This window comes from Draconibacterium halophilum (assembly GCF_010448835.1).
In the GTDB taxonomy this organism is placed as follows: Bacteria; Bacteroidota; Bacteroidia; order Bacteroidales; family Prolixibacteraceae; genus Draconibacterium; species Draconibacterium halophilum.
In genome coordinates, this window is sequence record NZ_CP048409.1 from 3,254,041 (window position 1) to 3,280,827 (window position 26,787).

A 26,787-nucleotide genomic window follows, 5' to 3' on the forward strand; every position below is an offset into this window, starting at 1 on the left:
CTATTTTTTCTTTTGTAATAAAAATAATAGAAGGAAAGCAGTTACCATTCCATCGTAACTGTCTCGCCTTTTTCCAAGTCAATTTCTTGTTCTTTTCCTTGGCACACCAGTTTTGTACTTCCGCCGGCTTTGGCCAAAACAGTAACATTGTTCAATTCGCCTTCACTCCAGTCCATTGATATTTCATAACCGCCTCGGGCACAAATACCGCTCACCGAACCTTCGGGCCAGGCATCGGGTAAAGCAGGCAATAAATCAATACGATTTTGGTGCGATTGCAGCAACATTTCAATTACACCGGCCGAGCCACCAAAATTACCGTCAATTTGAAACGGAGGATGTGCATCGAACAAATTCGGGTATGTTCCCCCACCCTGGCTGTATTGTGTATCGGTACCCGAAGGATCGACATAACTCAATAATTCGCGGTACATTTTGTAAGCACGATTACCGTCGAGCAAACGCGCCCACAAATTTGTACGCCAGCCTTTCGACCAGCCTGTTGTTTCATCTCCCTTAATTTCGAGTGTTGTTCTGCAGGCTTCTGCCAGTTTGGGAGTTTTGCCGGGAGTAATATGATTGCCCGGGTGCAAACCAAACAAATGCGACTGGTGACGGTGTTTCGGATCAGCATCTTCCCAATCGTAATACCACTCCTGCAGGTTACCTTTTTCACCAATCTGGTACGGATACATTTTTGCCAAAGCATTTTCCATCTCTTTTCTGAAATCTGCATCCACATCCAGTACCTTGGTTGCTTGTATTGTTTGTAAAAAACACTCTCTTATCATCGCCAGATCAGCTGTTCCGCCATAAAGTGTAGCGCCGCGGTAACCTTCATCGGTTATATAAAGATTCTCGGGCGAAGTAGATGGCGAGGTAATCAAATTCCCATGTTTATCTTCCACCATCCAATTCAAACAAAATTCAGCGGCACCTTTCATCAGCGGATATCCTTGGTTTTTCAGGAAATCGACATCCTGAGTAAACTGGTAGTGTTCCCATAAATGAGTCGACAACCATGGGCCGCTCATGTTCCAGCACGCCCACACGGGGTCGCCTTCGCCAAAACCACCAACAGGATTGCTCATTGCCCAGATATCGGAATTATGACACGATGCCCACCCCTTATCAACGCCGTAAAATGTTTTGGCGGTTACGGCTCCCGTTTTTGCCACATTACCAATAAACGACAAGAGCGGACGATGCATTTCACTCAGGTTGCCTGTTTCGGCCATCCAGTAATTTTCTTCCACGTTAATGTTCATGGTATAATTACTACTCCATGGCGGTTGAAGATGAGGGTTCCAAAGCCCTTGCAGGTTGGCCGGAACGCCTTCGGTTCGCGAGCTGGCGACCAGTAAATATCGTCCATACTGAAAATACAGCACTTCCAGGTTTTTATCTTCGGCTCCACTGAAATATCTTTTCAAACGCTCATCAGTGGGTAATTCCGGGGCCGTTGTTTCGCCCAAATCAAGATGAACTCGCTTCATTAACGAGCTATAATCATTAATATGTGCTTCTTCGATTTCGGCAAACTCTTTCTTGCCAGCCTCCATTAACTGTCTCTGTGCAATGGCTTTATTATCCAAGCCTTCTTTTGCGGGGTCTTTATCAAAGCCATTAAAACTTGTTGCTATCGATACATAAAGTACCGCCTCGGTTGCCCCTGAAACCGTTAATACACTATCCGTATACAAGGAATTACCACCATTGCTCTCCACTTTCATATAGGTTGAAAAGTGGGTTCCACGGTTTTCATCAAATTTAATGGGCTCCTCATCTCCCGCGTGGTAATTAGGCATTGCCTGATATGGCGCATAACCTTCTACCTTCAATACATTTTCGTCTGCTGATGTACTGAAACGCAACTGGCTGTCGAATTTTACAGAAAAATTCAGCGCATCTTTTGTATCGGCACTTAATTTTACTACCATGATTTGATCCGGATAGGAAACAAAATACTCACGTTTGTAATTTACCCCATCCAAAACATAAGAAGTTGATGAAACGGCCTTATTAATATCCAACTCGCGATGGTAATTTTCTACATTCTCACTGTGCTGAAATTCTAAAAATAAGGTACCGAGCGGGGCATACGATTGTGAATATTTCCCCATTAAATGATGGTTTAATTTATCTGCCAGCTCGTAATCTTCATTGGCCAGCGCTTCCCGTATTTCAGGCACATATTTGTAGGCCTCCGGATTCATATAAGGATCAACCGGCTCGCCCGACCAAAGCGTTATATCGTTCAGATAAATTTTATCCGATTCCACCCCACCAAAAACAGAGGCGCCCATTTTCCCGTTGCCGAGCACGAGGCTTTCTTCAAAATAAGTGGCCGGTTTATCGTACCACAAAACATGAGCTGAGCTTTTATCATCGTCAACAGGTTTTGTACTGCACGACTGGAATACTACGAGAATAATTACGATTAAAAGATGGAGTAAATGGTTGAATCGTTTCATCGGTTTATTTATTTAAGAATAGTTGATATATGTTTTGCGATTAGCTGCAAGATATAAAATTATTGAGATCGGTAAAATAATAAAAAAAGGCCCTACAAATTTGCAGAGCCTCTTAACCTATCCTTATATATGAATTAAAAGAAATCTAGAAAAAAGGGAGCAGGCCGGTTTATTGCCCGCCCCGGTAATTAGGTTTTAGTTGGTTTGGGTACTCCCTTTAATCAGGGAGAACATTAACATATATCTTAATTCCATAGCTTTTTATTAGGCAGGCGCCCCATTTCCAGTTCAAGCACTCCTCCACTCATTAAATCCTCGTGAGTAAACCATGGTTTTTCCATTGTTTTGCCATTTAGGCGGGCACTTTGAATGTATTTCTTCTCAACCGATAATCCGGCCGCACAAACCTTAAATTTGTTACCATTTTCCAAATTGATTGTAACTTCTTCAAATAAAGGGCTCGTTATCGTATACTCAGGAATTCCCGGCGTTACAGGATAAAATCCCATAGCGGAGAAAACCACAAAAGCCGACATTCCTCCACCATCCTCATCTCCGGGTATTCCAAATACATTGTCCTTAAACCAGGTATCCAATAAAAAGCGTGTCCATTTTTGAGTTTTCCAGGGTGAATTGGTGAAGTTAAACAAGTATGGTATATGAAAACTGGGTTCGTTCCCCATTGAAAACTGTCCTACTAATCCCGTTGCATCCGGCAACTTAGACCAAAACTCGTATTTACTTCTACCTAAACTTTCACGAAAATGCTGATCAAGACCAGACTCAAATGGTTCAATACCTCCAAACAATTCAATGAGACCGTTTATATCTTGTTGCGTTTGCCACCTGTACGTCCAACCGTTGTTTTCATCGTAGTAGGCACGTGCTCCCATGCCCCCATCAAATTTTGGATCAATATCAATCCAATTTCCATTTTCATCTTTCGGCAGGAACATTTTTTGTTCCGGGTGCCATAATTTCTTATAGTTTGAAGCACGCTGTGCAAATGTCTTCTGCACTTTTTCCTCACCTAATTCTCCTGCCATTTGCGAGAGTGCCCAATCGTCATAACTGTGGCCTAATGTAATGGCTACCGACTGACGATTCTCAAAAGGATGAACTCGTTGCACCGTTTCTTTCTCTCCCGGAGCTAATGCCGGATAAAATCCTTTCTCATGATAGAAATCGTCCAATCCACACTTTTCACCATTTCGCCAGGGCAACATAGTCGCTTCTTCGGCATTTTTCAGCATTCCTTCAAAAGCCGTCGCAACATCAAAATTACGTATTCCTTTGCGGTAGGCGTCGAGAAATGAAATAGTTGAGTGAAATCCATTCATACAAGTGTGATCACCATATATCACCGGAAATGTTGGCAGCCAGCCACTTTGCTCGTACATATTTACATACGACTGTAACATGTCTGCTTCCACATCGGGTTGAAGAATGGAACGAAGCGGATGATGAGCCAGGTATGTGTCCCACACCCAATCATCGACATAAAATGGACGTGTACTTTGGTGGATCTGGTTATCAAATCCACTAAAATACCTACCATCTTCAGTAATGTCTACCATTCGTTCGTAACAACGGTAAAGAGCGGTATAAAAGCTCCTCTTATGGGCTTCTGTGCCACCTTTAACTTCTATTTGGTTAATTACCTTATCCCAGGCTAACTTCCCCTGGTTTTTCAGCTCATCAAAAGTTGTTCCTTCCAATTCAGCCTTAAAGTTTTTCTGAGCCTGTTCTTTACTAATAAATGAAGTCGCATATTTGAATTCCAGTGCCTGCGTATTATCGGCTACTGAACTAACTACAAGCCTATTATCTTCGTCTTTCTTTATATCATACTTATTCGCCACCTCTGCATAAACGTAGATTTTTACATTTCGAAAAAATTCAACACCAGATATAGCATTATTTTCAGAAAAAGAATATTGACCTTCTTTATAGTAATGACCGAGCAATAAATTCGCCTTTTGGTTGGCAGGAAATTGGAATCGAAAAATTCCTGATTTTTTACCCGCAGTATATTCCACTGTAACTTCCTCTTCAATCAACTCAGTCATATAATACCACGGTAGGTTTACTTCAAGATCATGATCCCAGGTTAACCTTTTACTCCAGCAATTTTCAGAAAGCTCTCCGGCAATAGGTTTAATAAAAAATGCCTGAGCTACACGATGCGAGATTACATTTAGCGGAAAAGATGATATCTGATCATCCATATAATCAGCTCGATCAGGCGTCATTCGTGTCATTTGATTGGGCAATTGAACCGTTGGCCGTGTTGGCTGTAAAATGTGTCCAACATTACCAATTGTTGGATCAACATATTCAGTAAAGTCCTTAACCGGTTTTTCCTGCTGTTTTTGACTACAGGAGAAACTTATAAGTATGAACAAAAATAATAGTAGGTTCTTCATTGTTATCCAATAATTTGAATGATTTTTTTTGCGTAATGAATGCCAGATTCGGTTAAAAAAGAGGCTGCCAAAAAATAACAGCCTCTCTATTTTTCAAACCAAATCTATATTGTGTTATCAGCAAATTGTGTCATTTTAAATAAGTTGCTTTTTTACAAGTTCATCTTATTTCCAGAGCACAAAATTCTGATGTTATACCCTACTAATCAAACTCAATTAATAGTCTGTGTTTTGAGTCAGGTTAGGATTACGTTGCAATTCGCTTAACGAAATCGGGAATACCAAATCTGTTTCTTTAAAGGTAGCACCGGCAGCATTTTGGGCACCAATTAAATCAACATAAGTAACACTTCCTTTTTCTGTTTCTGAAATAACAGGGAATTTTTTTGTACGCACACAGTCATCCCATATTTTAAATTCTAAAGCGAATTCGCGTAGTCTTTCTGTCCAGCAAGTTTCAATAAATTCCTGATTCGACATGCTCAATAATTCAGTTTTTATTTCAGCTTCCGTTTTTCCTTCGGTGTTAGCACGTGCCTGAATTTTTGCCAAATAGGTAGCCGCTTCATCTGTTACTCCATCGGTTTGAGCAATTGATTCAGCATAATCTAAATACGCTTCTGCCAAACGATAAAAGTTCCAGTCTTTTGTTCCGATACCTGTATTCAACAAAGCGTCTTCATCAAAATAATACCAGCAACCGGCTTGTCCTTCCGGAGCGGTCCACGTTTTACCATTATTTGGATTGGTATATTCCCAGTGAAAAAACTGGTTGGGTTGTATACGAAGATCGTTTTCGTCATAAACATTTAAATACCGGTCAATCGGGCCGTAGGTTCTTTCAAAGATTGAATACGTACCAAATACAGCTGTGGCCGACGATGTAAATGCATAAGTTGGTCTCCAGGAACTACTGCTGATTCCGGCATTGTATTCCAAACTATAAATTACCTCACCCAGATCATCGGTTGTACGCAACTGATTGAAAGCACTGTTTTCTGCCAAATCACTATTTTCTGCCAGCGAATGAGGAGAATCAATAACCATTTTTGAATAGGTTTTTGCATTGCCATAATCTCCCTGATAGAAATAAACATCAGCCAAAGCCATTGCCGCCACATATTTTGAAATACGGTGGCCGTTTGATGCAAATGTTTGTGCAGGCAAATCCTCCACTGCGTCGATTAAATCCCTCTCGATTTGCTCGAAAACAGTTGCAGCTGCAGTTCTTTCGGGATATAAACTCTCTAAAGTTGCAGGCTCCAGTAATAAAGGAACGTCGCCAAATGTTTTCACCAAATAAAAATAGTTAAATGCTCTGAAGAATTTGGCTTCAGCAGTCAATGTGCTGGCAACGCCTTCATTCATTTCAATACCGGGGATACTGGCAATTGCATTGTTAGCAACATTAATTGTACGGTAACAGTTATCCCAAATATCATCAGATGTTCCTGAGATCTCATTTGTATGTCCCTGACGAGTAAGTAAACGAGAATATTTACATACCACTTCCTGGCCTTCGTAGCTATTTACAAAATAGCCTGTAAGCATTCCCAAAATTGATGACTTGGAACCAATATATGCACTTGATGCATGTGCAATTCGTATTGTTGCTCCATTGCGGTACAAATAATTTACGTTTTCAGTAGCCTGAGTTTCTGTTTTGTAATAATCCACATCAGTTAATGATGATTTTGGACTCTCCTCCAGAAATTCGTCGCATGAGGTCATTACGAAGACCCCTATTAATAAGAATAATATTATCTTTTTCATGATCGTTCTAATTATAATTCATTAAAATGTTACATTAACTCCAAACGTCCATGTTCTGGCTCTTGGATAGGAGAAGAATGTCATGTTTTGTCCAAACTGGTCGCCACCTCGCGATGTAGATTCAGGATCGTATCCATTAAAATCGTCTGAACACAACAAAAATGCATTATTTACATTGGTATAAACTCTTATTGCCGCAATACCCATTGACTGACAATAGCTTTGTGGAACAGTGTAACCAAACTGAATCAAGTTAGCTCTTAAATAAGAACCGTCTGCAATCCAACTTGAATCTACGGTTGTATTTTGCCCTGCATGGCCTGAGTTCGTTAAATAAATAGCTTGTTGCATTGTATTTGGGTTCGTTCCATCGTAAGCATCGTATAAAATATTTGACAAACCATTAGTTATACCAAAGCGGTCGTAGGTTGAGTGGTAAAACTGTTGCATTGTTTCAACACCCCAAACAAACTGTAAATCAACAGTTAAATCAAAGTTCCGGTACGAGAAGGTATTGATAAAACTACCAGTCCAGTCAGGCATACCTTTACCAATGATCTCTTTTTCGTTGGTACGTTTAGCACGGCCAATCTGACTGCGCTCAATATCTCCTGCTTCAAAATCTTCAACAGTATAAACACCAAGTCGTTTATAACCAAAGAAACTGCTCAGGTTCTCGCCAACACGCAAGATACTCTCAGAACCTCCAACCCAATAATTCATTTCAATATCTTCGTCGTTGTCGCCAAGACTAAGAATTTCATTTTTATTATAGTTTAGGTTTATTGTTGAATTCCACGTAAAATCGGCTGTTCTTACTGGTGTGGCATCCACCATAATATCAAGTCCCTGGTTTTTTACAGAACCAATGTTTTTGAAGATTGAACTAAAACCGGAAGATGTTGGCAGCGGAGTATTCAGCAACAAGTCAGTTGTCTTTTTGTAATAATATGAAACATCAAAGTTTAAACTATTATCCAATAACCCAACGTTAAAGCCCAAATCCCATTGTGCTGTTTTTTCCCATTTCAAATCAGGGTTAGCAAAAGAGTTTATATATGAATAGGGCGAACGCGAACCATCCATTAATAACGTTCCGGAACTAACTGATGCCAACGAATTGTACGGGCTAATTTCAGAGTTACCTGTTATACCATAGCTGGTATGAATTTTAAGCATATCGATCAATTCGCTGTCTTTTAGGAAATCTTCCTGCGACATATTCCAGGCCAAACCAGCCGATGGGAAAAACGCATATTTGTTATTGGCACCAAACTTGGAAGAACCATCGTAACGACCAGTAACGGTTGCCGAGTATTTATCTTTAAGGGTGTAAGCAACTCTTAAAAAGTATGAATTCATTGCCCAATCGTTGTAGCTTGACGATGGAGCTGAAGGATTTGTTCCTGCACCCATATTATACCATTCGTAAAAATCGTCGCTAAATCCTTCGGTACGTGAGCCATCGTAATTATAGGTACGTTTCTGCCACGAAAGACCGGCCATAGCATTTAAACGGTGGTCGCCAACTACCTTTTTATAAGTCAGGTAAGTTTCTTCCTGCCAATAAAAAGTATTTCGGTGTTGAATCTCGGCCCAACCATTTGGCATTGAAATGTTGTTCAATAAAATGGATGAATAACCTTTATAAGTCCTGTTATGCTTGTCGACACCAAACTGTGTTTTCAAATCCAATCCTTCCATTAAATGAAAGGTTAAAGCAGCATTTCCAAAGATTTGAGTATTGTAGTTCATCCGTTTCTGCAAATCCAGTATCATTGCCGGATTAGACATTCCTTCAAATCCAAATGTATCAGACAGTGAAGAAGTTGAAGAAGTGGTATAATTACCATCAGCATCTCTAACAGGCAGCCATGGCAACATTTCTATCATTGTGCGTCGTGCATCTTGTCCACCACCAGTTTCAGGCGTGTAACGTCCCCACGAGTGATTAACCATTAAATTTATACCTGTTGACAACCATTTAGTTGGTTCGCCATCGTATGTAAGTTTGGCATTTACCCTTTTGCTGAAGGTGTTATTAACGACTCCCTGCTGGTCGGTATAATTCAGGAAAGCACCTGTTGAAGACTTTTTACCCGACTGCTGAATATTTAACTGATGATTGTGCGAAATAGCCGTTCGTGTTGCTTCTTTTTGCCAATCAGTATCATATAAAGGATTTCCCTGTCCATCAAAATAGCTTCCGTCGGTAAACCAATCGGTGCGGTTAAGCGACCAATCGTACCCCATGTAGTTGTTTTCATTTTCAAGACCAATCATAAATGCATCTGTCCACTCCTGGGCATTCAGTACATCCATAAACCGAGCAACGGTGCTAACACCAACCGATCCCTGGTAGCTTACAACCGTTCCTTCGCTACCTGTTTTTCCTCGCTTGGTAGTTACTAAAATAACACCATTTGCACCTCGTGCACCATAAATGGCGGTGGCAGAAGCATCTTTCAGTACTTCAATACTTTCAATATCATTTGGGTTCATTAAACCAAAATTCTCCATAACAACACCATCAACAACATACAATGGATCTGTAGAAGAATTAATAGTAGACATCCCGCGGATAACAACACGACTTTGATAGGCTCCCGGCTGTGATGAGTTTGAATAAATATTTACACCAGAGGCCTTACCTCTGAGGTTGTCTAACGGACTAAAATTCTGAGATTTTACCAACTCCTCGCCTTCGGTTTTTGAAATTGAGCCTGTTACATCACGTTTTCGCATGGTACCGTAACCTATGGCAACAACCTCTTCAATACCAATAGTTTCGTCTTCCATTGATATATTAATTACAGATTTACCTGCTACACTTACTTCCTGCGTTTTCATTCCCACAAAAGAAAACTGTAACACATCATTGTCGGATACACCGGTAATTGAGTATTCACCATTGTTATTTGTAACGGTACCATTTGATGTTCCTTTTACAATTACCGTTACTCCCGGTAAAGGTTGTTCTCCAACGTCGGTAACAATACCAGACACACTTTGTTGGGTGCCACGCATATTAATATTACCGGCATTTTGGCCATCCATTTCAGCAGGATAGAGCATAATATGTCGGTCGTATGTAACGTAGCTTACATCGGTTCCATCAAAAACAACATCCAGAATTTCATCAATTTTTTGATCGTTCAACTCCACCGATACTTTCCGGTTCATATCGATCAATTCAGAACTATAGGCAAAATGAAATTCCGACTTTTTTTCGATCTCGTCAAGCACTTCCACAACTTTTTTGTTGTGCATTGCCAATGTCAGTTTGGTTGATTGACTATATACATTTGCCGAAACTTGCATCAGCCCAACCATTAAAAACAAAAATGTTAGTTTCATAAGCTTTAAGCTTTTACTCCAAAAGGAAGGCAAACCTCTTCCCTGGATTAGGATTTTTTTCATAGTTTTACATTGATTTAATTTATAATTTAATTTACCGTTTGCCGATGGTAAATACTAACCGGAAGTGTTACCGCACTTTCGGTTTTTTTATCTCGACAATTCTCTTATTTTTTTCTGATCTAGTTTAAACACAATCACATTCTTTTCTTGTTTCGTTTTTATTGGTGCAATCTTCTCCATAATTTGGATTATCTCGTCAAGCGGCTCGTTCTTAATTGTGAAGGTAAAATGAAAGTCTTTTAACTCTTCCGCAAACTCAAACTCTTGATTGTATCTTTTCTCCAATCGTTTCAACACCTCAACAAGTGGTTGGTTATAAATATTCAGCATGCCGTCTTTCCACGACGTATACTTTATTGTATTTACTTTACTGATATTTAATTGATTGTTTGCCTTTACAAATGATGCTCTTTCTCCGGGGCTCAGAAAACACTGGAATGAGGATACTTCAGAACTTAAAAGCTGAACTTTTCCTGATTCTAAAACTACATCAATATTCTCCGATTCAGGATAAGCAGAAACATTAAACCGTGTTCCGTGTACTTTTACCTGAATGTCTCCGCTGCTTACCACAAAAGAAAGCTGTTCATCTTTCGTGACTTGAAAATAGGCTTCACCATCAAGCCTCACTTCGCGGTTATTGTCAGCAAACCCATTATTGTAAGCTATCTTCGATCCTGAATTAAGCCATACAAGTGAACCATCAGGCAATTTTACTTTTGATATTTGCCCGTTTTCTGCTTCAACCTGCGTGTACCAATTGGGTTCCTGTTTATCTTGGTTCGAAATAAAATAGGCGCCTCCTCCTAAACTAAGTACAAAAAAGAAGATGGCTGCAATCCGAACCAACTGGTTCACCTTATCTGAATACTGCCATCTTTTGAAACTTTTTTGTAACATCTGATCTTGAATAGTAAGCCAGCTTTGTTCACTTCCTTTCGGAAGTGCATTTTCATTCTGACTCTTTTTCCAAACTAACCTAGAACTATTATAAACTATGCGATTTTCTTTTTTTCGAAGCCACTTCAACAATTGCATCTGCTCTGTTGCCGATGCTCTTCCTTCCAAATATTTAACTATTATCTCTTTCATGTTGTATTCTGATAGGAGTACACATAAAGTGAAAAAACCCTACCCCTTTTATTAAAATTTATTTTGAAATTATTTATTGGCCAGTAGAATTACTGACTTTTAACAACTTACCACATCATTACCATATCTGTCAATCCAGCAATAGGGTTATAATAATGATAAGCATTGGATATTGGTTCATCAATTTTTTCCGAATCTGCTCCTTGGCCTTCGCAATATGTTTTTCAACCATCTTTAAGCTGATTCCAATTTCTTCCGCCACCTCTTTTTGTTTTCGGCCTTCAATCTTACAAAGTGTAAATACCTGTTTCATTTTATCAGGTAGTTCATCCACTGCTTCCTGAAATGACTCAATGAGTTGCTCCTCCAGGCTTTTTTCTTCCTTTCCTAAAAAATCAATCTGGTACAAATACTGAAGTTCACTCACCTCTTCCACATCAATAGAAAAAGTAGTTTTTTCCATTTTTTCATTTCTAAGGAAATTAAGGCAGTTATTTCTAAGAATTACAAAAAGGAAACTTTCAATAGAATGTTCAGTTTTTATGGAATTGCGTTTTTCCCATAGCGTAATAAATGTTTCCTGAATTAAATCTTCTACTTTATTATCGTCGGACACAAACAGTTTACAATATCCTTTAAGACGTGGATAAAGCATGCGGAACACGTCTTTGAAGGCTGCCGGATTCCCTTTCTTAATTTGTACGTTAGTTTGAATGTCGAACATCTATTTTAGTTGGTTAGTTGTCGCAAAATAAGTAAAATTAATTAACACATAAAATCAGTTTTATCAGGTTGTAATAACAAAAGGCCCTGCTAAACAGCAGAGCCTTCATCTATATTTTCAAGTTTGTTATTACAAACACTTCTTACTTGAGCCATTCTTATTTCCGGTAACTTCCCAAGTATTTCCGGAGTTGAGCAACTCATCAACACAAGTTACTTTGCGTGTTTTTTGTACCTCTTTAATTTGCGCTTCCATTTCAATATCGTAAACAGGAGCCGGTACTGCACGAATTACTCCAAATGCAACAGGGAAATCAGGCAAAGCCATATTTATTAAAGCCAAATGCAGAGTCGGATCAACTTCCTGTGCATCATGTACAAGAATATCAGCCTCAGTTACACCGTTTTCGCCAACCTTAACTACTTTCAATTTTCCTTTATCGAATACCAATCCTTTTTCATTTTCGGCACCAAACAGCATTGGTTTTCCGTGTTCAAGAACAAGCTGACGGTCGGCACGGTGATTTGGATCGGTAATCGCATTGTGGATACCGTTGTTGAAGATCACACAGTTTTGAAGTACCTCAACAATAGAAGTGCCTTTATGCTTGGCAGCTGTTTCAAAAATCGCCTGGCTCAACTTCAGGTTACTGTCAATTGAACGGGCATAAAACGAACCACGAGCACCTACAACAAGCTGTCCCGGCACAAATGGATCTTCAACTGTTCCGAATGGCGAAGTTTTACTCACAAACCCACGGTCGGAAGTTGGAGAATACTGACCTTTTGTTAAACCATAAATGCGGTTGTTAAACAACACTACGTTTACATCAATATTTCTTCTTATCAGGTGTATAAAGTGGTTACCGCCAATGGCCATTGAGTCACCGTCACCAGTCATTACCCAAACACTTAAATCGGGGTTAGCGGCTTTTACTCCGGAAGCGACAGCAGTTGCGCGCCCGTGAATGGTATGAAAACCAAAAGTATTCATATAATAAGGGAAACGCGAAGAACAGCCGATACCCGAGATTACTGCAAATTTCTCTTTAGGAATTCCCATTCCGGCCATTGTTCGTTGAACGGCATTAATAATGGCAAAGTCGCCACAACCGGCACACCAACGTACTTCGTTCTCGCTTTTAAAATCTTTTATAGTATATTTTACATCAGTCATTGTTTAGTCCTCCAAAAGTTTAGTAATACTTTCTTTTAATTCGCTAACAGTAAATGGCAAACCTTTTACCTTATTGGCCTGGTAATAGCTGAATTCAGGCAACTCATTACGCAAATAGGCTGCAAACTGACCAAGATTCAGCTCGCAAACAATAATCTTCTTGAATTTACTGAATACTTCTTTTGTATTTTTTGGAAGCGGCTTGATGTAGTTGAAATGAGCCAGACTCACACTTTTACCGGCAAGACGCATTTCGCGAACAGAGCTGGCAGTATGTCCAAAAGTTCCTCCCCAGCTCACAACCAAAATATCTCCTCCGTCTTCGTCGCCACAAATTTCCAAATCAGGAATCATGTCAACTACACGCTGTACTTTTTCTTCTCTGATTTCACTGTTTTTCTGGTGATTCTCCGGATCGTGACTAACCGTTCCGGTAACATTCTTTTCAAGGCCACCAATTCGATGCTCAAATCCTGCCATTCCCGGATGAGCCCACTCGCGTGCCAGTGTTGCCACATCGCGTTTATAAGCCAAAAATTCGTCGCTGTCTTTAGCAATTCGCGGAGTAATAGATGGCATATCGGCCATTGTAGGAATTTTCCATGGCTCGCTACCGTTTCCTAAGAATCCATCGGTGAGCAAAATAACCGGCACCATTCTTTCCAATGCAATTTTTGATGCCAGAAAAGCATAATAGAAACAGTCTGATGGCGTACTGGCTGCCAATACCACAACCGGACTTTCACCGTTACGTCCGTATAAAGCCTGCATTAAATCTGATTGCTCGGTTTTTGTTGGTAAACCAGTTGATGGGCCACCACGTTGTACGTTTACAATAACAAGCGGTAGTTCAGCCATAACAGCCAAACCAATTGCTTCTCCTTTTAATGCTAACCCGGGACCCGAAGTAGTTGTTATGGCCAGGTCGCCTGCAAACGAAGCGCCAATAGCCGAACAAATACCTGCAATCTCATCCTCTGCCTGGAATGTTTTTACGCCAAGATCTTTTCGTTCTGTTAATGCCGATAAAATATCGGTGGCAGGAGTAATTGGGTACGATCCCAAGAACAATTCCAACCCTGATTTTTCAGCAGCAGCTAAAAATCCCCAGGCGGTGGCATGGTTACCATTTATATTTCGGTATGTACCGTTTTCAATGTCTGCCGGATTCACCAGGTAGCTTGGTGTCATGTGTTGCATGGTTAATCCATAGTTGTAACCATCGTGCAATACTTTAATATTAGAATCAACAACAACCGGCTTCTTTTTAAATTTATTTTTTACAAATTCTTCTACATATTCAAGCGGGCGGTTAAACATCCAGCATACCAAACCTAAAGCAAACATATTTTTGCTTCGTAGTACACTTTTATTATCCAGGCCAAAATCCTTTAACCCTTCTTTTGTAAGGCTCGAGATCGGAACCGAAATCTTGAAATAATCTTCCAGGTTACATTCTGCAAAAGGATCATCCGTTTCAAAATTAGCCTTTTTCAGGTTTTTTTCTGTAAACGAATCCGAATCGTATATTATAGTACCCCCGGGCTCTAAAAAACGCGCATTAGCTTTAATTGCCGCAGGATTCATGGCAACCAATACATTCGCATTATCTCCCGGGGTATTCACTTGTTTTTGTCCAAATTGTACCTGAAACCCCGATACACCACCTACTGTCCCTTGTGGTGCACGTATTTCGGACGGGTAATCCGGAAAGGTAGAAATATCATTTCCAAGAAGCGCTGTAGTATCGGAAAACAAGGTTCCGGTAAGCTGCATTCCATCGCCGGAATCGCCAGAAAACCTAATGGTTACTTCGTCCAGTTCGATAACTTTAGTTTCTTTCATCTCATTAAAATTTATAGCTTTTAGCTGTATTCGATGTAACTCGCTTTAAATCTCTCTTTCTAGTGCGAAAAATTATACCTGCTCGTTTCATCTCTAAAAATATTTGAATTCATTTTTGAAAAAGAACGGTTTATTTTAACACAACCCAATTTTCAAATTTTAGTTATTTTCTTTTAAGTCTGTATAATTCATAAAAAAAACGCCTCCAAAACTACTAAATCATAATTTTAGAACCGGTTTTCATCAAGGTCGATCGAAATAATCTAAAGCAAATGTAACCATTATTTAACAAGATTTGAATGACTTATGCGATAGTTTTTTGGTTTTCTTATTTTTGTAATCAATTTAAACTCTATTCAGATAATGGCAATAATAAAAGAGCTAAACGATAAGAAACCAAAAATAGGAAAAGACTGTTTTTTGGCTGAAACTGCAACACTAATCGGCGATGTGGAAATTGGTGATAACTGCAGCATTTGGTATAGTGCTGTTCTTCGCGGCGATGTGCATTATATTAAAATTGGTAATAATACGAATGTGCAGGACAATGCCACCATTCATGCTACTTACCAAAAAAGCCCCACTCATATTGGCAATAACGTTACCATTGCACACGGAGCTATCGTTCATGGTTGTACATTAAAAGATAATGTAATGATTGGTATGAACGCCGTAATTCTCGACAACGCAATTGTTGAAAGCAACTCGATTGTTGCAGCAGGCTCGGTAGTTACAAAAGGTACACGTGTTGAATCGGGCAGTGTTTACGCAGGCGTCCCGGCACGGAAGGTAAAGGATATAAGTCCCGAATTGCTGCACGGCGAAGTGGAACGAATTGCAAATGCCTACCACATGTATTCAAGCTGGTATAAGTAAATAAAGAAGCACGAAGACAAAAGTCCGAAGTAATAATAAATAAGAACCAAAAAATTAAAAGAATGAAACCAACCTTACTCATATTGGCTGCCGGAATGGGAAGTCGTTTTGGAGGATTGAAACAAATTGAACCTGTTGGCCCAAACGGAGAAGCAATTATTGACTACACCATATTCGACGCTATTCGTGCCGGTTTTGGCAAAGTAGTTTTTGTTATTCGCGAAAGTTTTGCCGATGCTTTTAAGGAAAAGTTTGATGCTAAATTAAGGGACAAAATTGATGTGGAATACGTTTTCCAGGAACTGGATAACTTGCCCGAAGGATTTACATTGCCCGAAGGGCGCGAAAAACCATGGGGAACAGCACATGCAATTCTGGTTGCCAAAAATGTAATTAACGAGCCGTTTTGCGCCATCAACGCCGACGACTTCTACGGAGATGGAGCCTACCAGATTATGGCCGACTTCCTGAACAACTCGGTGCAGGAACAAACTTACTCAATGATCGGCTACCAACTTAAAAACACGCTGTCGGAACACGGATCGGTCTCGCGGGGTATGTGCACGGTGAATGAAAACGACAACCTGGTAAAGATTGTTGAAACACACAACATTTTCAAAAAAGAAAATGCTGCCGTAACCATCGCGGAAGATGGTTCGGAAACTCCTTTAACAGGAAACGAAAGAGTATCGATGAATTTCTGGGGTTTTCATCCATCTATTTTCGAAGCGCTGGAAAGAAAATTCGTAAAGTTTCTCGAAACCGAAATCGATAAACCAAAATCGGAAATGTACATCCCGTCGGTGGTTTTTGAAATGATTGGGGACAACGATGTGGAAGTGAAAGTGTTGGAAGCCAATTCGCCGTGGTTTGGCGTAACCTACCAGGAGGATAAACCGATTGTGGTAAATAAAATTAAAACACTTATTAACGAAGGCGTATATCCCGAAAAACTCTGGAAATAATTATACGATTTTAAAGCACGAAGCTGGGACCAAATTCTTCCGACTTCGTGCTTCTGCCTACTAATTTTTACAATATCTGAACTAACATGACTGATTTAAAAAACATTGCACAAAACTTTCAACTTGATGCTGAAATTGAAAATGTAAAACCACTGGGCGAGGGTTTTATCAACGATACTTTTATTATTGAATCGAAAGACGGCGGGCCAAAATATATTCTACAGCGTAAGAACAAAAACATCTTCTCGCCTATTCCATCCATGATGGAGAACATTCAAAAAGTTTGTACACACATTAAAAAGAAAGTTGTTGACGCCGGGGGTGATCCAATGCGCGAAGCAATGACCATCATTCCCACAAAAGACGAAAAGCTTTATTTTCTTGATCACGAGGATGAATACTGGGCAGTTTGTCTGTTTATAAAAGACACCATTGCATACGAAGCAGCAGAAACCCCGGAACTGGCTTATGCCGGCGGAAAAGGAATTGGGAAGTTCCAATCGCTGGTAGCCGATTTGCAAGAACCTCTTGTTAATATTCTACCCGGTTTTCATGATATCCGCTATCGTTTTAAACAATGGGAAGAGGTGCTGGAGAAAGATACAGCGGGCAGGAAAGAAAAGGTGAGCGAAGAAATTTCATGGATAGAAAGCAGAAAAGATGAAATGCTTAATTTCTGGGAGTTAGTGGAAAATGGTACAATTCCAACACGTATCAGCCATAACGACACAAAAATAAACAACATTCTTTTTGATAAAAATGGGGATGTGCTTTGCGTTATCGATTTAGATACCGTACTCAGCAGCACCGTTTTAAACGACTTTGGCGATGCGATGCGCTTTTATACCAACACCGGCAAAGAAGACGATGAGAACCTCGACAATGTTTCGATGGACATGGCAATTTTTAAAGCTTTTGCTAAAGGATACCTGGAAGAAACAGCATCGTTCCTAAGCGCCAAAGAAATCGAATACCTGGCTTTTTCGGCACGTTATATTACCTACGAACAAGTACTGCGATTCCTAATGGATTATATTGACGGAGATAATTATTACAAAACAAAATCACCCGATCATAATTTGATTCGCACACGTGCACAATACAGATTATTGCAAAGTATGGAGGATCAGTTTGAAACGATGGATGATTTTGTAAAATCGTATGTTGCTGAACTCAAGAATTAGAAAGTACACCTGCTAAAGGTGTACTGTTTTAGCTTTTACTTCACTCCCCATAAATAAAGCTGCTTTGCTTTCAAAAGTTGCGGCCGATTCTGTGGTTTGATATTCCAGACTTACGCCTTTACTGAGCCGTTTTTCCATTTCAGGATGACGCTTAAGGTAATCAACCAGTTTTTCAGCAACAATTGCTCCCTGAGTTAATATATTTATATTCTCAGGTACATATTTTTTAATCACATCAATGAGCAGAGGATAATGCGTACAACCCAATATAAGTGTATCTATTGATTTATCTTTCTGAAAAACAGATTCAATGTTTTTCTGCACGAAATAATCGGCACCTGAATTTTCAATTTCATTATTTTCAACCAAAGGCACCCACATCGGGCAAGCTTCCTGAATTGTTGACCTTACTCTTCCTTCCGACCATTTTTTCAACTCAATCGGATACGATTCTGATACAACTGTTCCAACAGTTCCCAATACGCCAACATGTCCGTTCTTTGTTATTTCTGAGACTTTCTCAACACTTGGTCGAATCACTCCAAGTACACGGTTTTCGGGAGCCAGATGCGGCAAATCCAACATTTGAATATTGCGCAAAGCCTTTGCCGAAGCCGTGTTACAGGCAAGAATTACCAGCGGGCATCCCTGTGCAAACAAGTACTTTACCGCCTGCAAAGTGTAATCGTAAACCACATCAAACGAACGGGTTCCGTATGGTGTACGGGCATTGTCGCCAAGGTATAAAAAGTCGTATTCGGGCATCCATTTTATCAGTTCTTTTAAAACGGTTAGCCCGCCATACCCGGAATCAAAAACTCCAATTGGAGAGGATTTCATAGTATTCAAATCGTTTGTTTTTAACGCTCGGAAACCAATTTATAGGCTTCATTATAAAATTTCCCCAGATTCGACCAATCGAAATGCATGGCTGCTTCCTCGGAACGATATCGCAATGCAATCCTGTCGCGACGCGATAAGTTTACAAACTCGAATAACATATTTGCCAGTTCTTCGGCTGCCCGGTTAAAATTCCCATCGGTGCGGTCGATTATAAACAACCCTTTGTCATCATGATCAGGTATGTTATTTACCACATAATCTCCAAATCCGGCAAGATTACTGGTTACCGATGGCAAACCACTGGCCAGACATTCCAGCGGCGTGTATCCCCATGGTTCGTACATACTTGGGAAAATCCCCAAATGACATCCACGCACAAATTGCGTATAATCCATTTTAAACAAAGGGTTCGTTGTTGATATAAAGTCGGGGTGATATACTATTTTAACTTTATCATGTTGGTTATTCACCATGTTCGATGTACGGAGGAAATTCAGAATTTCGTCTTTGGCATCGTCAACCAAAGTATGTGTAACAATTTTTGGCAGGTTTTTCGTTTTCCAACTTTGTACATTCCTTCGCAATTTTAATCGCAGATAATCATCAACCAAAGCTCTCAAGTCAGGGAACTCATAAGCACCTGTAATACTTGTAATTTTATTGTATAAACGGTCGCCTACCTGCGCTTGAATCTCTCCAACAACACGGCCAACATCTTCAATCTGAGCTTTTGATTGCAGTACCTCCGGATTAAAAGAATAAAACGGACGTTTTGTTATAAAGAAGGAAACCACCGTCATGTCGGTTCCCGCTTGCTGCATTTTCCAGTTTAATCGAGCCAAAGCCTCAAGTGTTAAATCGTAACCTTTATTTTGATACTCGTAACGACCGGAGGTGAAGAAATATAAAGTCTTATCCAGATCGAATGAATAGCTCTGAAAAAAGTGCCCCATTACAAACTCATGAATCTTTTTCTTCACCTGAACATGCTGGTTTTGCATCTCGTGGGTGGCTTCAAAGCGCTCAATATTTAGGCCGTTCGGCAGGATCATATCCGGCGTGCGGCCCAACAAGTAGGTACACTCCTGAGCGGTTACCTCACTAACCGTTGTAAATACATGAGCCCGTGTGCCGATGCCCGCTCTATATTTGCAATTGGCCCTACATTAAATCTATTGGCTTCTTCTTCCCAGTTATAAAATGGTAGGTGACTGTAAAAATCCTGATCATTCATTGCCAGATAACGCCCCAGCAAAGTTGCATGTGTTGTAAATACTGTTTTTATATTCAGGTTTGATTTTCGTATTCCGGGAATCGGCAGACCCGCCATCCATTCATGAAAGTGGGCGATAATAGTGTCGTTACAAAAATCGGTTCCACATAAATAATGGAAAAACTCTTTTACCTGAAACCCAAATGCTACTACTTTATCCAACAACTCATCGCCGTCGGGGATAGCAATATTGTAATCCTTAAAGAGGTAATATTTTATTTCACCGAGTTTGTCGTAGATAGAATAAGGGTTAAAAAGAATCACATTGGGACGACCCGAGACTATCCATTGGCCATAATACACTTCAAAGCCGCGCGATTGCATTTCCAATACCGCTTTCCCAATGGGTGTGGAGAAATCGGTTGCCGGATCGAAGTGTGCTGCTGCCTGATCGGCAAAATAAGGCCCGATAAGAAAATAATTCTCGTTCCCCCATTTGTCAATTACCGACGGCACTTTTGAGCGGATTACGGTGTAAATCCCGCCTACCTGGTTACAAACTTCCCAGGCTACTTCAAACAATTTAGCCTTTTCAACTAGCTCTTCTTTTTCATCCTCCTTTTTTATCTTCGCTGCTTTCATAAGTCTATTTTAGTTAGATCTCTGGTTATTATCATTTTCTAGTAATACCGGAACAACCGGATGTCTGGAATTTTAGAGATCAATAAATATAGTTTTAATCTATAATCATTGCAATATGTTTTAGAATAAAAAAAAGTAAATCCTGAATGAAAGCAGAATACGCTCACCCGGTTTTTAACAGATCGTATGATGATTAGAGTTTATCACTCAGTATATAGCTCCTATCACTGCTCTGCTGATAGTTATCACTCATAAAAAGCTGTTATCACTCATTGGCAGATAGTTATCACTCGTCTGAAATGAGTTATCACTCAAAAAAACCAGTTATCACTTACATTCTTCCTGTTATCACTGGAGATGACTTACATTTCGCCGGTGATAAAAGCATTATCTGACGCTTTTGTTATTTTTTCAATAAAAATAAAGAAGAACAGACCGGCATGTGAATAGATTTCTACGGGGGCACAAAAAAGCCGCTTATCTTTCGACAAGCGGCTCTTAAATATCTTAGCAATTAAGTTTCTTACTGAATACCTAATTTCGTTTTTACCAACGGTAAAACATCAACACTTTGGTTTGATTTGTAAAGGATAGTTCTGTTTCCCTGACCTGCATCGAAAACATAAATCAGACCTTGCTCTTTTGCTACCTCTTCAATTGCTTTTTCAGCTTTATCAAAAACAGGAGATAAAAGCTCTGCTTGTTTTTGCTGTACTTGCTGTTGCGCAGTTGCCTGGTAATTCTGAATGCGTTGCTGTACGTCCTGAATTTCTGCAATTTTTGCATTTCTTTTTATATCAGATACGGCTTCGCCCATCGCTTCAAATTCAGCTAATTTCGCCTGGTAATCTTGTTGCATTTCACCAAGAATTTCTTCCAATTCACCTTGAAACGTATTAAACTCAGCTTCAGCAGCGGTTCTCTCTGGCATTACTTGTACCAGGGCCTGCAGGTCGATGTGGCCGAATTTTAAAGCTTGTGCATTGGCAGCAGTATATGATGCTACAGTGATCATTAGCACTGCCATTAATTTCATTAAATTTCTCATAATCAATGTGGTCTTAATTTTTGCTTGCAAATATAGTATTTAATACCAAAAAATAATTAAAATGAACAACTGAATTAGGTTGAATCATTCTATATAAAAAGCCTAACTCCTTTCTATTTGTACCCCAGCTTTCTCAGCACTTCATCGCTAAGATCGTAACGTGGGTTGGTATAGAATAAAGTAGCATCGCCGGCCTTATCAAAAATCACGGCATAGCTTCCGTCGGTAGCTATTTCCTGAACTGCATTAAAGATATCATCCTGAATAGGTTTAATCAATCCCTGACGCTTTTTGAAGAGGTCGCCGCTTGGCCCAAAATACTTACGTTGCAAAGTTTTATAATCTTTTTCTTTTGTAATAATCACATCTTCGCGTTTGCGTTTCATATCTTCGGAAAGCAAAACACTTTCTGCCTGAAAATCCTGATACATTTGTTCAATCTCGGCATGCATCGATTCCAATTCTTTTTGGTATTGCGATGACAATTGATTCAGTTGCTCCTGTGCGGCAGTAAACGACGGAATGTTTTCCATAATGTATTCCGAATCGATAAATGCATATTTCTGAGCACTTGCAAATAATGTTACTGAAAATATTACTGCAATCGTTAAAATAATTTTCTTCATGGCAAATTCTTTTTTAGTTAAACTGGTTTTTGTCTATCATATTTTATGCCAAACCTTATTTCTTATTAGAACTGTTGACCGATTACGAAGTGAAACTGGCTTCCTGCAGCATCTGCTACACCCGGTACTTCGTCGAATCCGTATCCCCAGTCAATCCCCATTAAACCAAACATTGGCAGGAAGATACGCACTCCAACACCGGCAGAGCGGTGCAATTTAAATGGTACGTAGTTCTGGAAACTTAGTCCGGCGTTACCTGCCTCAAGAAAAGCAAGTGCGTAAATTGTAGCACTCGGTTTCAATGTAATCGGGAAACGCACCTCGGTAGTAAATTTCGAATACATGTTCGAGCCGTTTCTCGGACTCAAACTATAATCTTTATAACCACGCAACGCAATATAATCAGTACCATAAATATTGTATCCCGACATACCCGAACCACCAACAATAAATCCTTCGAACGGTGATTTACGACCTGAATCGAAATAGCCAAGGAAACCCATTTCCAATGCTGTTTTCAACACCAATGTATGTTCTCCTCCCGGATTAGTCAGCGGTGTAAACCACTGTCCTTTAAATAACCATTTGTGGTATTCTATCCATTTGTAGCGCTCTTCATTTGTAGTACTCGCGGCCGAATAATCCTTATCGCTAAACCACGAATATGGTGGTGTTACCTTTAATGCCAGCGAAAGATTCGAACCTCTTCGTGAATACAACGGGTTATCAACCGAACTACGACCAAAAACAGTTTTAAAACTCAGGTTATTAAAAGTACCATTAACCTGACCGTTTTCGTCAGCCATGAAGTAAAACATACTTCCCATGTTTCTAAGGTTGTAGTGCTCTAACGACAGTTCGTGATAAACAGTAAAGTAATCATCAGGCCACGACAGACGATATCCATAACCCAAGGCCAGCGCGGTAGTTTCCCAAATCTGATCTTCATCTTCGTTTTCATTTTCAGAATCGTAGTTATAGTTGTATTGTGGATAACCGCCGCCATAGCCATAACCATAAGGAGAATAACCGCCGCCGTAAGGAGAATATCCATAACTGCTGCCGCCATAGCCACCGCCGTAGCCATATGGAGAATAACCATAACTATTTCCATACGGGCTATAACTTTGAGTATATCTATTGGCACTGTAATTAATACGTGAATGAGATAACGATACAGAGAAAGAATTAGGTTTTTTACCACCTAACCACGGCTCAATAAACGACAAACTAACAGTACGATAGTACTTACCACTGGTTTGATAACGCACACTCAACGTTTGGCCATCTCCTGTTGGTAATGGTCTCCATGCTTCTTTGTTAAAAATATTTCGCACCGAGAAGTTGGCGAATTTGAGACCTACCGATCCAACAAACATACCGGCTCCCCAACCACCAGACAGTTCAATCTGGTCGTTAGCTTTTTCCTGAAGCTGGTATTCAATGTCTACTGTACCTTCTTCCGGGTGTGGTTGAACATCTGGATTAATAGCTTCAGGATCGAAATGCCCCAACTGGGCTAATTCCCTGTACGAACGCATCAGCAATGTTTTACTGAAAAGATCGCCGGGATATGTGCGTAACTCCCTTCGGGCAACGTGTTCGTGTGTTTTTGTATTACCTACAATACGAACTTCGTTAATGGTTGCCTGTTTACCCTCGAAAATACGCATCTCGTAATTAATGGTATCTCCATCAATATTTACCTCCACAGGTTCGAGGTTAAAAAACAAGTAACCTCTGTCAAGATAAACATTGTTCAAACCTTCTTCATTATCGAAAAGGCGTTTATCCAATATCTTTTGGTTAAAAACATCTCCTTTTTTAATACCTAAACGTAAATCGAGGTAATCGGAAGGAAATACGGTGTTACCTACCCATCGAATATCACCGAAGTAGTATTTATCGCCTTCTTCAAGATCGATATCGATATTTACCCGTGGTTTATTTTTTCGCCCTACCTCTACCTGGTAAACCGAATCATCTACGATAATCGCATCACGATAACCTTTTTCGTTATACTTGTCAATAAGGTTAGCCTGATCTTTTTCGTATTCTTCTTCAAGAAATTTTTTGGTTTTAAAGAAATTACGCAACGATTTTTCGTTTGTCTTTTTCATTGCGCGTTCAAGCGTAACATCCGAAAGTGCTTCGTTACCAATAATCTCAATATTGTTAACTTTTACTTTTTCTTTTTTATCCACATAAATATCCAGTATTACACTATTGTTTTGCGTGGTATCATCACGCTGAACAATATTAACCTCTGTATTCAGATATCCCTTCCCATGAAAAAGATTCTTTATGACACGTTCGGAACTGTTCACCTGGTGGTCGGTAATCTGGCTTCCCCGCAAGAGTAGCACCTTTTCGGTTATATCATCTTTCTCTGATTTTGATACACCATAAAAATTCACATCTCCCAAACGTGGTCGTTCCTGCAAATAAATATCTAACCAAATTTGATTTCCAACAATTTTGGTTGCCTGTATTTTCACGTCGGAAAACAGGCCTTGCTGCCATAGTTTCTTAATCGCCAGCGTTATAGCATCTCCCGGCACCATTATTTCGTCACCTACTTTTAAACCCGATAACTGAATAAGTACATTCTTATCCAGATAGCGAATTCCCGAAACCTGCACATCTGCTATTGTATAATTGCGTGCGCTTGAATAATAGATCGAAAAGTTTGTACTGTCTGCTTCTTGTGCAAAAAGCTGTGGCACAAACACTACAAAAAGGAATAAAAAGGCGACTAATGGTCTTTTGATTCTAGTCATAAAATTAGCTCGTTAACTGTTCACTTGTTTTTCCAAATCTTCTTTCTCTGTTCTGATAATCAATAATGGCTTCAAATAAATCGTCTTTTCTAAAATCGGGCCATAATGTGCTCGTAAAATACAATTCAGAGTAAGCTATCTGCCACAACAAAAAATTACTAATCCGATATTCGCCACTGGTTCTTATCAGCAGCTCCGGATCAGGTAATTCTGAGGTTGACAAATAATTTTGGAACAGTTCGTTATTTATTTTTTCTTGTGTAATCTTGTTTTTGGCCATATCGTTGGCCAGTTGTTTTACTGCATTAAGAACATCCCACCTTCCGCTGTAGCTTAAGGCGAGCACCAGGTTTAAACCTGTATTTTCTTTTAATACCTCGACACAACTATTGAGTTTTGCCTGTACGTTTTCGGGCATCACATCAAGGCTACCGATAACACTTAGTCTTACATTCTTTTTATTTAGCTCCTGTGTTTCGGCTTCAATAGCATGAACCAAAAGCCCCATAAGTGCCTCAACTTCTTCTTTTGGCCGATCCCAGTTTTCAGTAGAAAATGCATAAAGAGTAAGGTATTTTACGCCAATTTCACCGGCTCCCTGAACTACGGAACGAACAGATTCAACACCGTTTTCGTGTCCCATAACGCGGGGTTTGCCATGTTTCGCGGCCCACCTTCCATTACCATCCATTATAATGGCAATATGCTTTGGTATATTATTTCTATCTAATCTGTTAACTGTTTTCATCACCAATTTTTAGCATCGTAGGCCGGACAAGCCTTTTTGCCCATAAAAATCATATACGTAAGATGTACTCCCAAATATCCTGCCCAGTCGTTATTATGCGAACCATCATTGTAAGTGATCGTTTCGCCTAACCCATTTTCATGTGCCAACGGATCATCCAAATCGTCTAATTGATCGCTTAAATATTTGCGCATCTGGTATTCTACTCCTACTCCCAAACGATCGCCAATGGTATATTTAAAACCCATGCCAAACGGAATGGTAGGTGTCATTACCGATTCTTCGTAGTCCGTAACAATGAGCTGTCCTGTTGCTGCATTGAATTCCAGTTCCGGGTGATCAGGATTAAATGTTGCTATTTCCAATGCTTTAAAAGTGTACGGAAAATAAGCTACCCCAATCCCAAATGTAACGTACGGACTAAACCGAATTTTCTTTTTACCTAAAATATACCTCAGGTAATTTACTTCTGCCTGCAAGGATAAATCCTGAACCGATTTATCAAATTCCCATGGTGCACTTTCTACTGTTCCTTCGCTGGCAAATTTACCGGTAAGAAACATGGCACGCATGCCAACTCTGGCATTAAAATTATACCTGAAATAAGCTCCAAAATTTAAATTGAACGATTGAAACGGGGCATCATCATCCATGTCGCCATGAACCGATGTTAATGTACCTCCCCAGATTCCGATGTCAGCTGTTTTTTGTGCATGTACTGAAACAGTTAGTAAAACTGTAACAAACACCAATAATAATTTCTTCATCTTGGTATTCAATTTCGTTTATTTAACAATGGTTTCAGACATGTTATTTTTATCATTTTCTTCATTTTGAAACGAAACGATATTTTGTTTTCACACGCTTGTTTTTTCAGCTAAACAAAGCTGTAAAATGTACTTACCTGTGAACAAAAATCATCCTCATAACAA

Annotated in this window: 17 protein-coding genes and 1 pseudogene; 3 read left to right on the forward strand and 15 right to left on the reverse strand. The window is 39.7% G+C overall.

Features of this window, described 5'->3' with window-relative positions; genetic code table 11:
• Window positions 1-41: 41 nt before the first annotated feature.
• The 8 genes from G0Q07_RS13085 to G0Q07_RS13120 form a co-directional block, all read right to left on the reverse strand.
• Entirely contained in the window at window positions 42-2,474 is a 2,433-nt protein-coding gene (locus tag G0Q07_RS13085; protein ID WP_163346683.1) for a glycoside hydrolase family 95 protein, read from the reverse strand.
• Between the two features lie 245 nt (window positions 2,475-2,719).
• Entirely contained in the window at window positions 2,720-4,900 is a 2,181-nt protein-coding gene (locus G0Q07_RS13090; RefSeq protein ID WP_163346685.1) for a GH92 family glycosyl hydrolase, read from the reverse strand.
• 216 nt (window positions 4,901-5,116) lie between these two features.
• Window positions 5,117-6,673, reverse strand: a complete 1,557-nt coding sequence (locus G0Q07_RS13095; protein WP_163346693.1) for a RagB/SusD family nutrient uptake outer membrane protein — start codon at window positions 6,671-6,673, stop codon at window positions 5,117-5,119.
• Window positions 6,674-6,694: 21 nt separating this feature from the next.
• Window positions 6,695-10,030, reverse strand: coding sequence for a TonB-dependent receptor (locus G0Q07_RS13100; RefSeq protein ID WP_203532537.1), 3,336 nt, complete (start codon window positions 10,028-10,030; stop codon window positions 6,695-6,697).
• Between the two features lie 150 nt (window positions 10,031-10,180).
• A complete protein-coding gene (locus tag G0Q07_RS13105; protein WP_163346695.1) occupies window positions 10,181-11,185 on the reverse strand; it encodes a FecR family protein in 1,005 nt (334 codons plus the stop codon).
• A 130-nt stretch (window positions 11,186-11,315) separates the two neighbouring features.
• Window positions 11,316-11,909, reverse strand: a complete 594-nt coding sequence (locus G0Q07_RS13110) for an RNA polymerase sigma factor (RefSeq protein WP_163346698.1) — start codon at window positions 11,907-11,909, stop codon at window positions 11,316-11,318.
• A 129-nt stretch (window positions 11,910-12,038) separates the two neighbouring features.
• On the reverse strand, window positions 12,039-13,085 hold the full coding sequence (locus tag G0Q07_RS13115) for a 2-oxoacid:ferredoxin oxidoreductase subunit beta (RefSeq protein ID WP_163346700.1): 1,047 nt from the start codon (window positions 13,083-13,085) through the stop codon (window positions 12,039-12,041).
• Window positions 13,086-13,088: 3 nt separating this feature from the next.
• Window positions 13,089-14,930, reverse strand: a complete 1,842-nt coding sequence (locus tag G0Q07_RS13120; RefSeq protein WP_163346702.1) for a 2-oxoacid:acceptor oxidoreductase subunit alpha — start codon at window positions 14,928-14,930, stop codon at window positions 13,089-13,091.
• 363 nt (window positions 14,931-15,293) lie between these two features.
• On the opposite strand from G0Q07_RS13120, the gene G0Q07_RS13125 reads away from it, so the two are divergent.
• From G0Q07_RS13125 to G0Q07_RS13135, 3 genes are all read left to right on the forward strand, one after another.
• The gene (locus G0Q07_RS13125; protein WP_163346704.1) at window positions 15,294-15,806 is read left to right on the forward strand and encodes a gamma carbonic anhydrase family protein; all 513 of its coding nucleotides are present in this window, start codon (window positions 15,294-15,296) and stop codon (window positions 15,804-15,806) included.
• Between the two features lie 62 nt (window positions 15,807-15,868).
• On the forward strand, window positions 15,869-16,771 hold the full coding sequence (locus G0Q07_RS13130; RefSeq protein ID WP_163346706.1) for a nucleotidyltransferase family protein: 903 nt from the start codon (window positions 15,869-15,871) through the stop codon (window positions 16,769-16,771).
• Between the two features lie 86 nt (window positions 16,772-16,857).
• Window positions 16,858-17,955 (forward strand): phosphotransferase enzyme family protein, encoded by a 1,098-nt coding sequence (locus tag G0Q07_RS13135; RefSeq protein WP_163346708.1) that lies wholly within the window; start codon window positions 16,858-16,860, stop codon window positions 17,953-17,955.
• A 12-nt stretch (window positions 17,956-17,967) separates the two neighbouring features.
• Here the strand turns inward: G0Q07_RS13135 and murI are convergent, their stop codons facing one another.
• The 7 genes and pseudogenes from murI to G0Q07_RS13170 form a co-directional block, all read right to left on the reverse strand.
• Window positions 17,968-18,795, reverse strand: a complete 828-nt coding sequence (gene murI, locus G0Q07_RS13140) for a glutamate racemase (RefSeq protein ID WP_163348959.1) — start codon at window positions 18,793-18,795, stop codon at window positions 17,968-17,970.
• Window positions 18,796-18,815: 20 nt separating this feature from the next.
• Window positions 18,816-20,653, reverse strand: a pseudogene (locus tag G0Q07_RS21325) (glycosyltransferase).
• Window positions 20,654-21,176: 523 nt separating this feature from the next.
• A complete protein-coding gene (locus G0Q07_RS13150) occupies window positions 21,177-21,701 on the reverse strand; it encodes an OmpH family outer membrane protein (RefSeq protein WP_163346710.1) in 525 nt (174 codons plus the stop codon).
• A gap of 113 nt (window positions 21,702-21,814) precedes the next feature.
• Complete coding sequence (locus tag G0Q07_RS13155) at window positions 21,815-22,327, reverse strand: OmpH family outer membrane protein (protein ID WP_163346712.1); 513 nt, start codon at window positions 22,325-22,327, stop codon at window positions 21,815-21,817.
• A gap of 65 nt (window positions 22,328-22,392) precedes the next feature.
• On the reverse strand, window positions 22,393-25,107 hold the full coding sequence (gene bamA / locus G0Q07_RS13160; protein WP_163346715.1) for an outer membrane protein assembly factor BamA: 2,715 nt from the start codon (window positions 25,105-25,107) through the stop codon (window positions 22,393-22,395).
• Window positions 25,108-25,111: 4 nt separating this feature from the next.
• Entirely contained in the window at window positions 25,112-25,855 is a 744-nt protein-coding gene (locus G0Q07_RS13165; protein WP_163346717.1) for an isoprenyl transferase, read from the reverse strand.
• The gene (locus G0Q07_RS13170) at window positions 25,855-26,622 is read right to left on the reverse strand and encodes a DUF6089 family protein (RefSeq protein ID WP_163346719.1); all 768 of its coding nucleotides are present in this window, start codon (window positions 26,620-26,622) and stop codon (window positions 25,855-25,857) included. Before G0Q07_RS13170 ends, G0Q07_RS13165 begins: the two co-directional genes overlap by 1 nt.
• Window positions 26,623-26,787: the final 165 nt, after the last annotated feature.

Coding starts and splice junctions, on each gene's coding strand:
- G0Q07_RS13085 (WP_163346683.1), bottom strand. CDS start 2,474: ATGAAACGATTCAACCATTTACTCCATCTTTTAATCGTAATTATTCTC.
- G0Q07_RS13090 (WP_163346685.1), bottom strand. CDS start 4,900: ATGAAGAACCTACTATTATTTTTGTTCATACTTATAAGTTTCTCCTGT.
- G0Q07_RS13095 (WP_163346693.1), bottom strand. CDS start 6,673: ATGAAAAAGATAATATTATTCTTATTAATAGGGGTCTTCGTAATGACC.
- G0Q07_RS13100 (WP_203532537.1), bottom strand. CDS start 10,030: ATGAAACTAACATTTTTGTTTTTAATGGTTGGGCTGATGCAAGTTTCG.
- G0Q07_RS13105 (WP_163346695.1), bottom strand. CDS start 11,185: ATGAAAGAGATAATAGTTAAATATTTGGAAGGAAGAGCATCGGCAACA.
- G0Q07_RS13110 (WP_163346698.1), bottom strand. CDS start 11,909: ATGTTCGACATTCAAACTAACGTACAAATTAAGAAAGGGAATCCGGCA.
- G0Q07_RS13115 (WP_163346700.1), bottom strand. CDS start 13,085: ATGACTGATGTAAAATATACTATAAAAGATTTTAAAAGCGAGAACGAA.
- G0Q07_RS13120 (WP_163346702.1), bottom strand. CDS start 14,930: ATGAAAGAAACTAAAGTTATCGAACTGGACGAAGTAACCATTAGGTTT.
- G0Q07_RS13125 (WP_163346704.1), top strand. CDS start 15,294: ATGGCAATAATAAAAGAGCTAAACGATAAGAAACCAAAAATAGGAAAA.
- G0Q07_RS13130 (WP_163346706.1), top strand. CDS start 15,869: ATGAAACCAACCTTACTCATATTGGCTGCCGGAATGGGAAGTCGTTTT.
- G0Q07_RS13135 (WP_163346708.1), top strand. CDS start 16,858: ATGACTGATTTAAAAAACATTGCACAAAACTTTCAACTTGATGCTGAA.
- murI (WP_163348959.1), bottom strand. CDS start 18,795: ATGAAATCCTCTCCAATTGGAGTTTTTGATTCCGGGTATGGCGGGCTA.
- G0Q07_RS13150 (WP_163346710.1), bottom strand. CDS start 21,701: ATGAGAAATTTAATGAAATTAATGGCAGTGCTAATGATCACTGTAGCA.
- G0Q07_RS13155 (WP_163346712.1), bottom strand. CDS start 22,327: ATGAAGAAAATTATTTTAACGATTGCAGTAATATTTTCAGTAACATTA.
- bamA (WP_163346715.1), bottom strand. CDS start 25,107: ATGACTAGAATCAAAAGACCATTAGTCGCCTTTTTATTCCTTTTTGTA.
- G0Q07_RS13165 (WP_163346717.1), bottom strand. CDS start 25,855: ATGAAAACAGTTAACAGATTAGATAGAAATAATATACCAAAGCATATT.
- G0Q07_RS13170 (WP_163346719.1), bottom strand. CDS start 26,622: ATGAAGAAATTATTATTGGTGTTTGTTACAGTTTTACTAACTGTTTCA.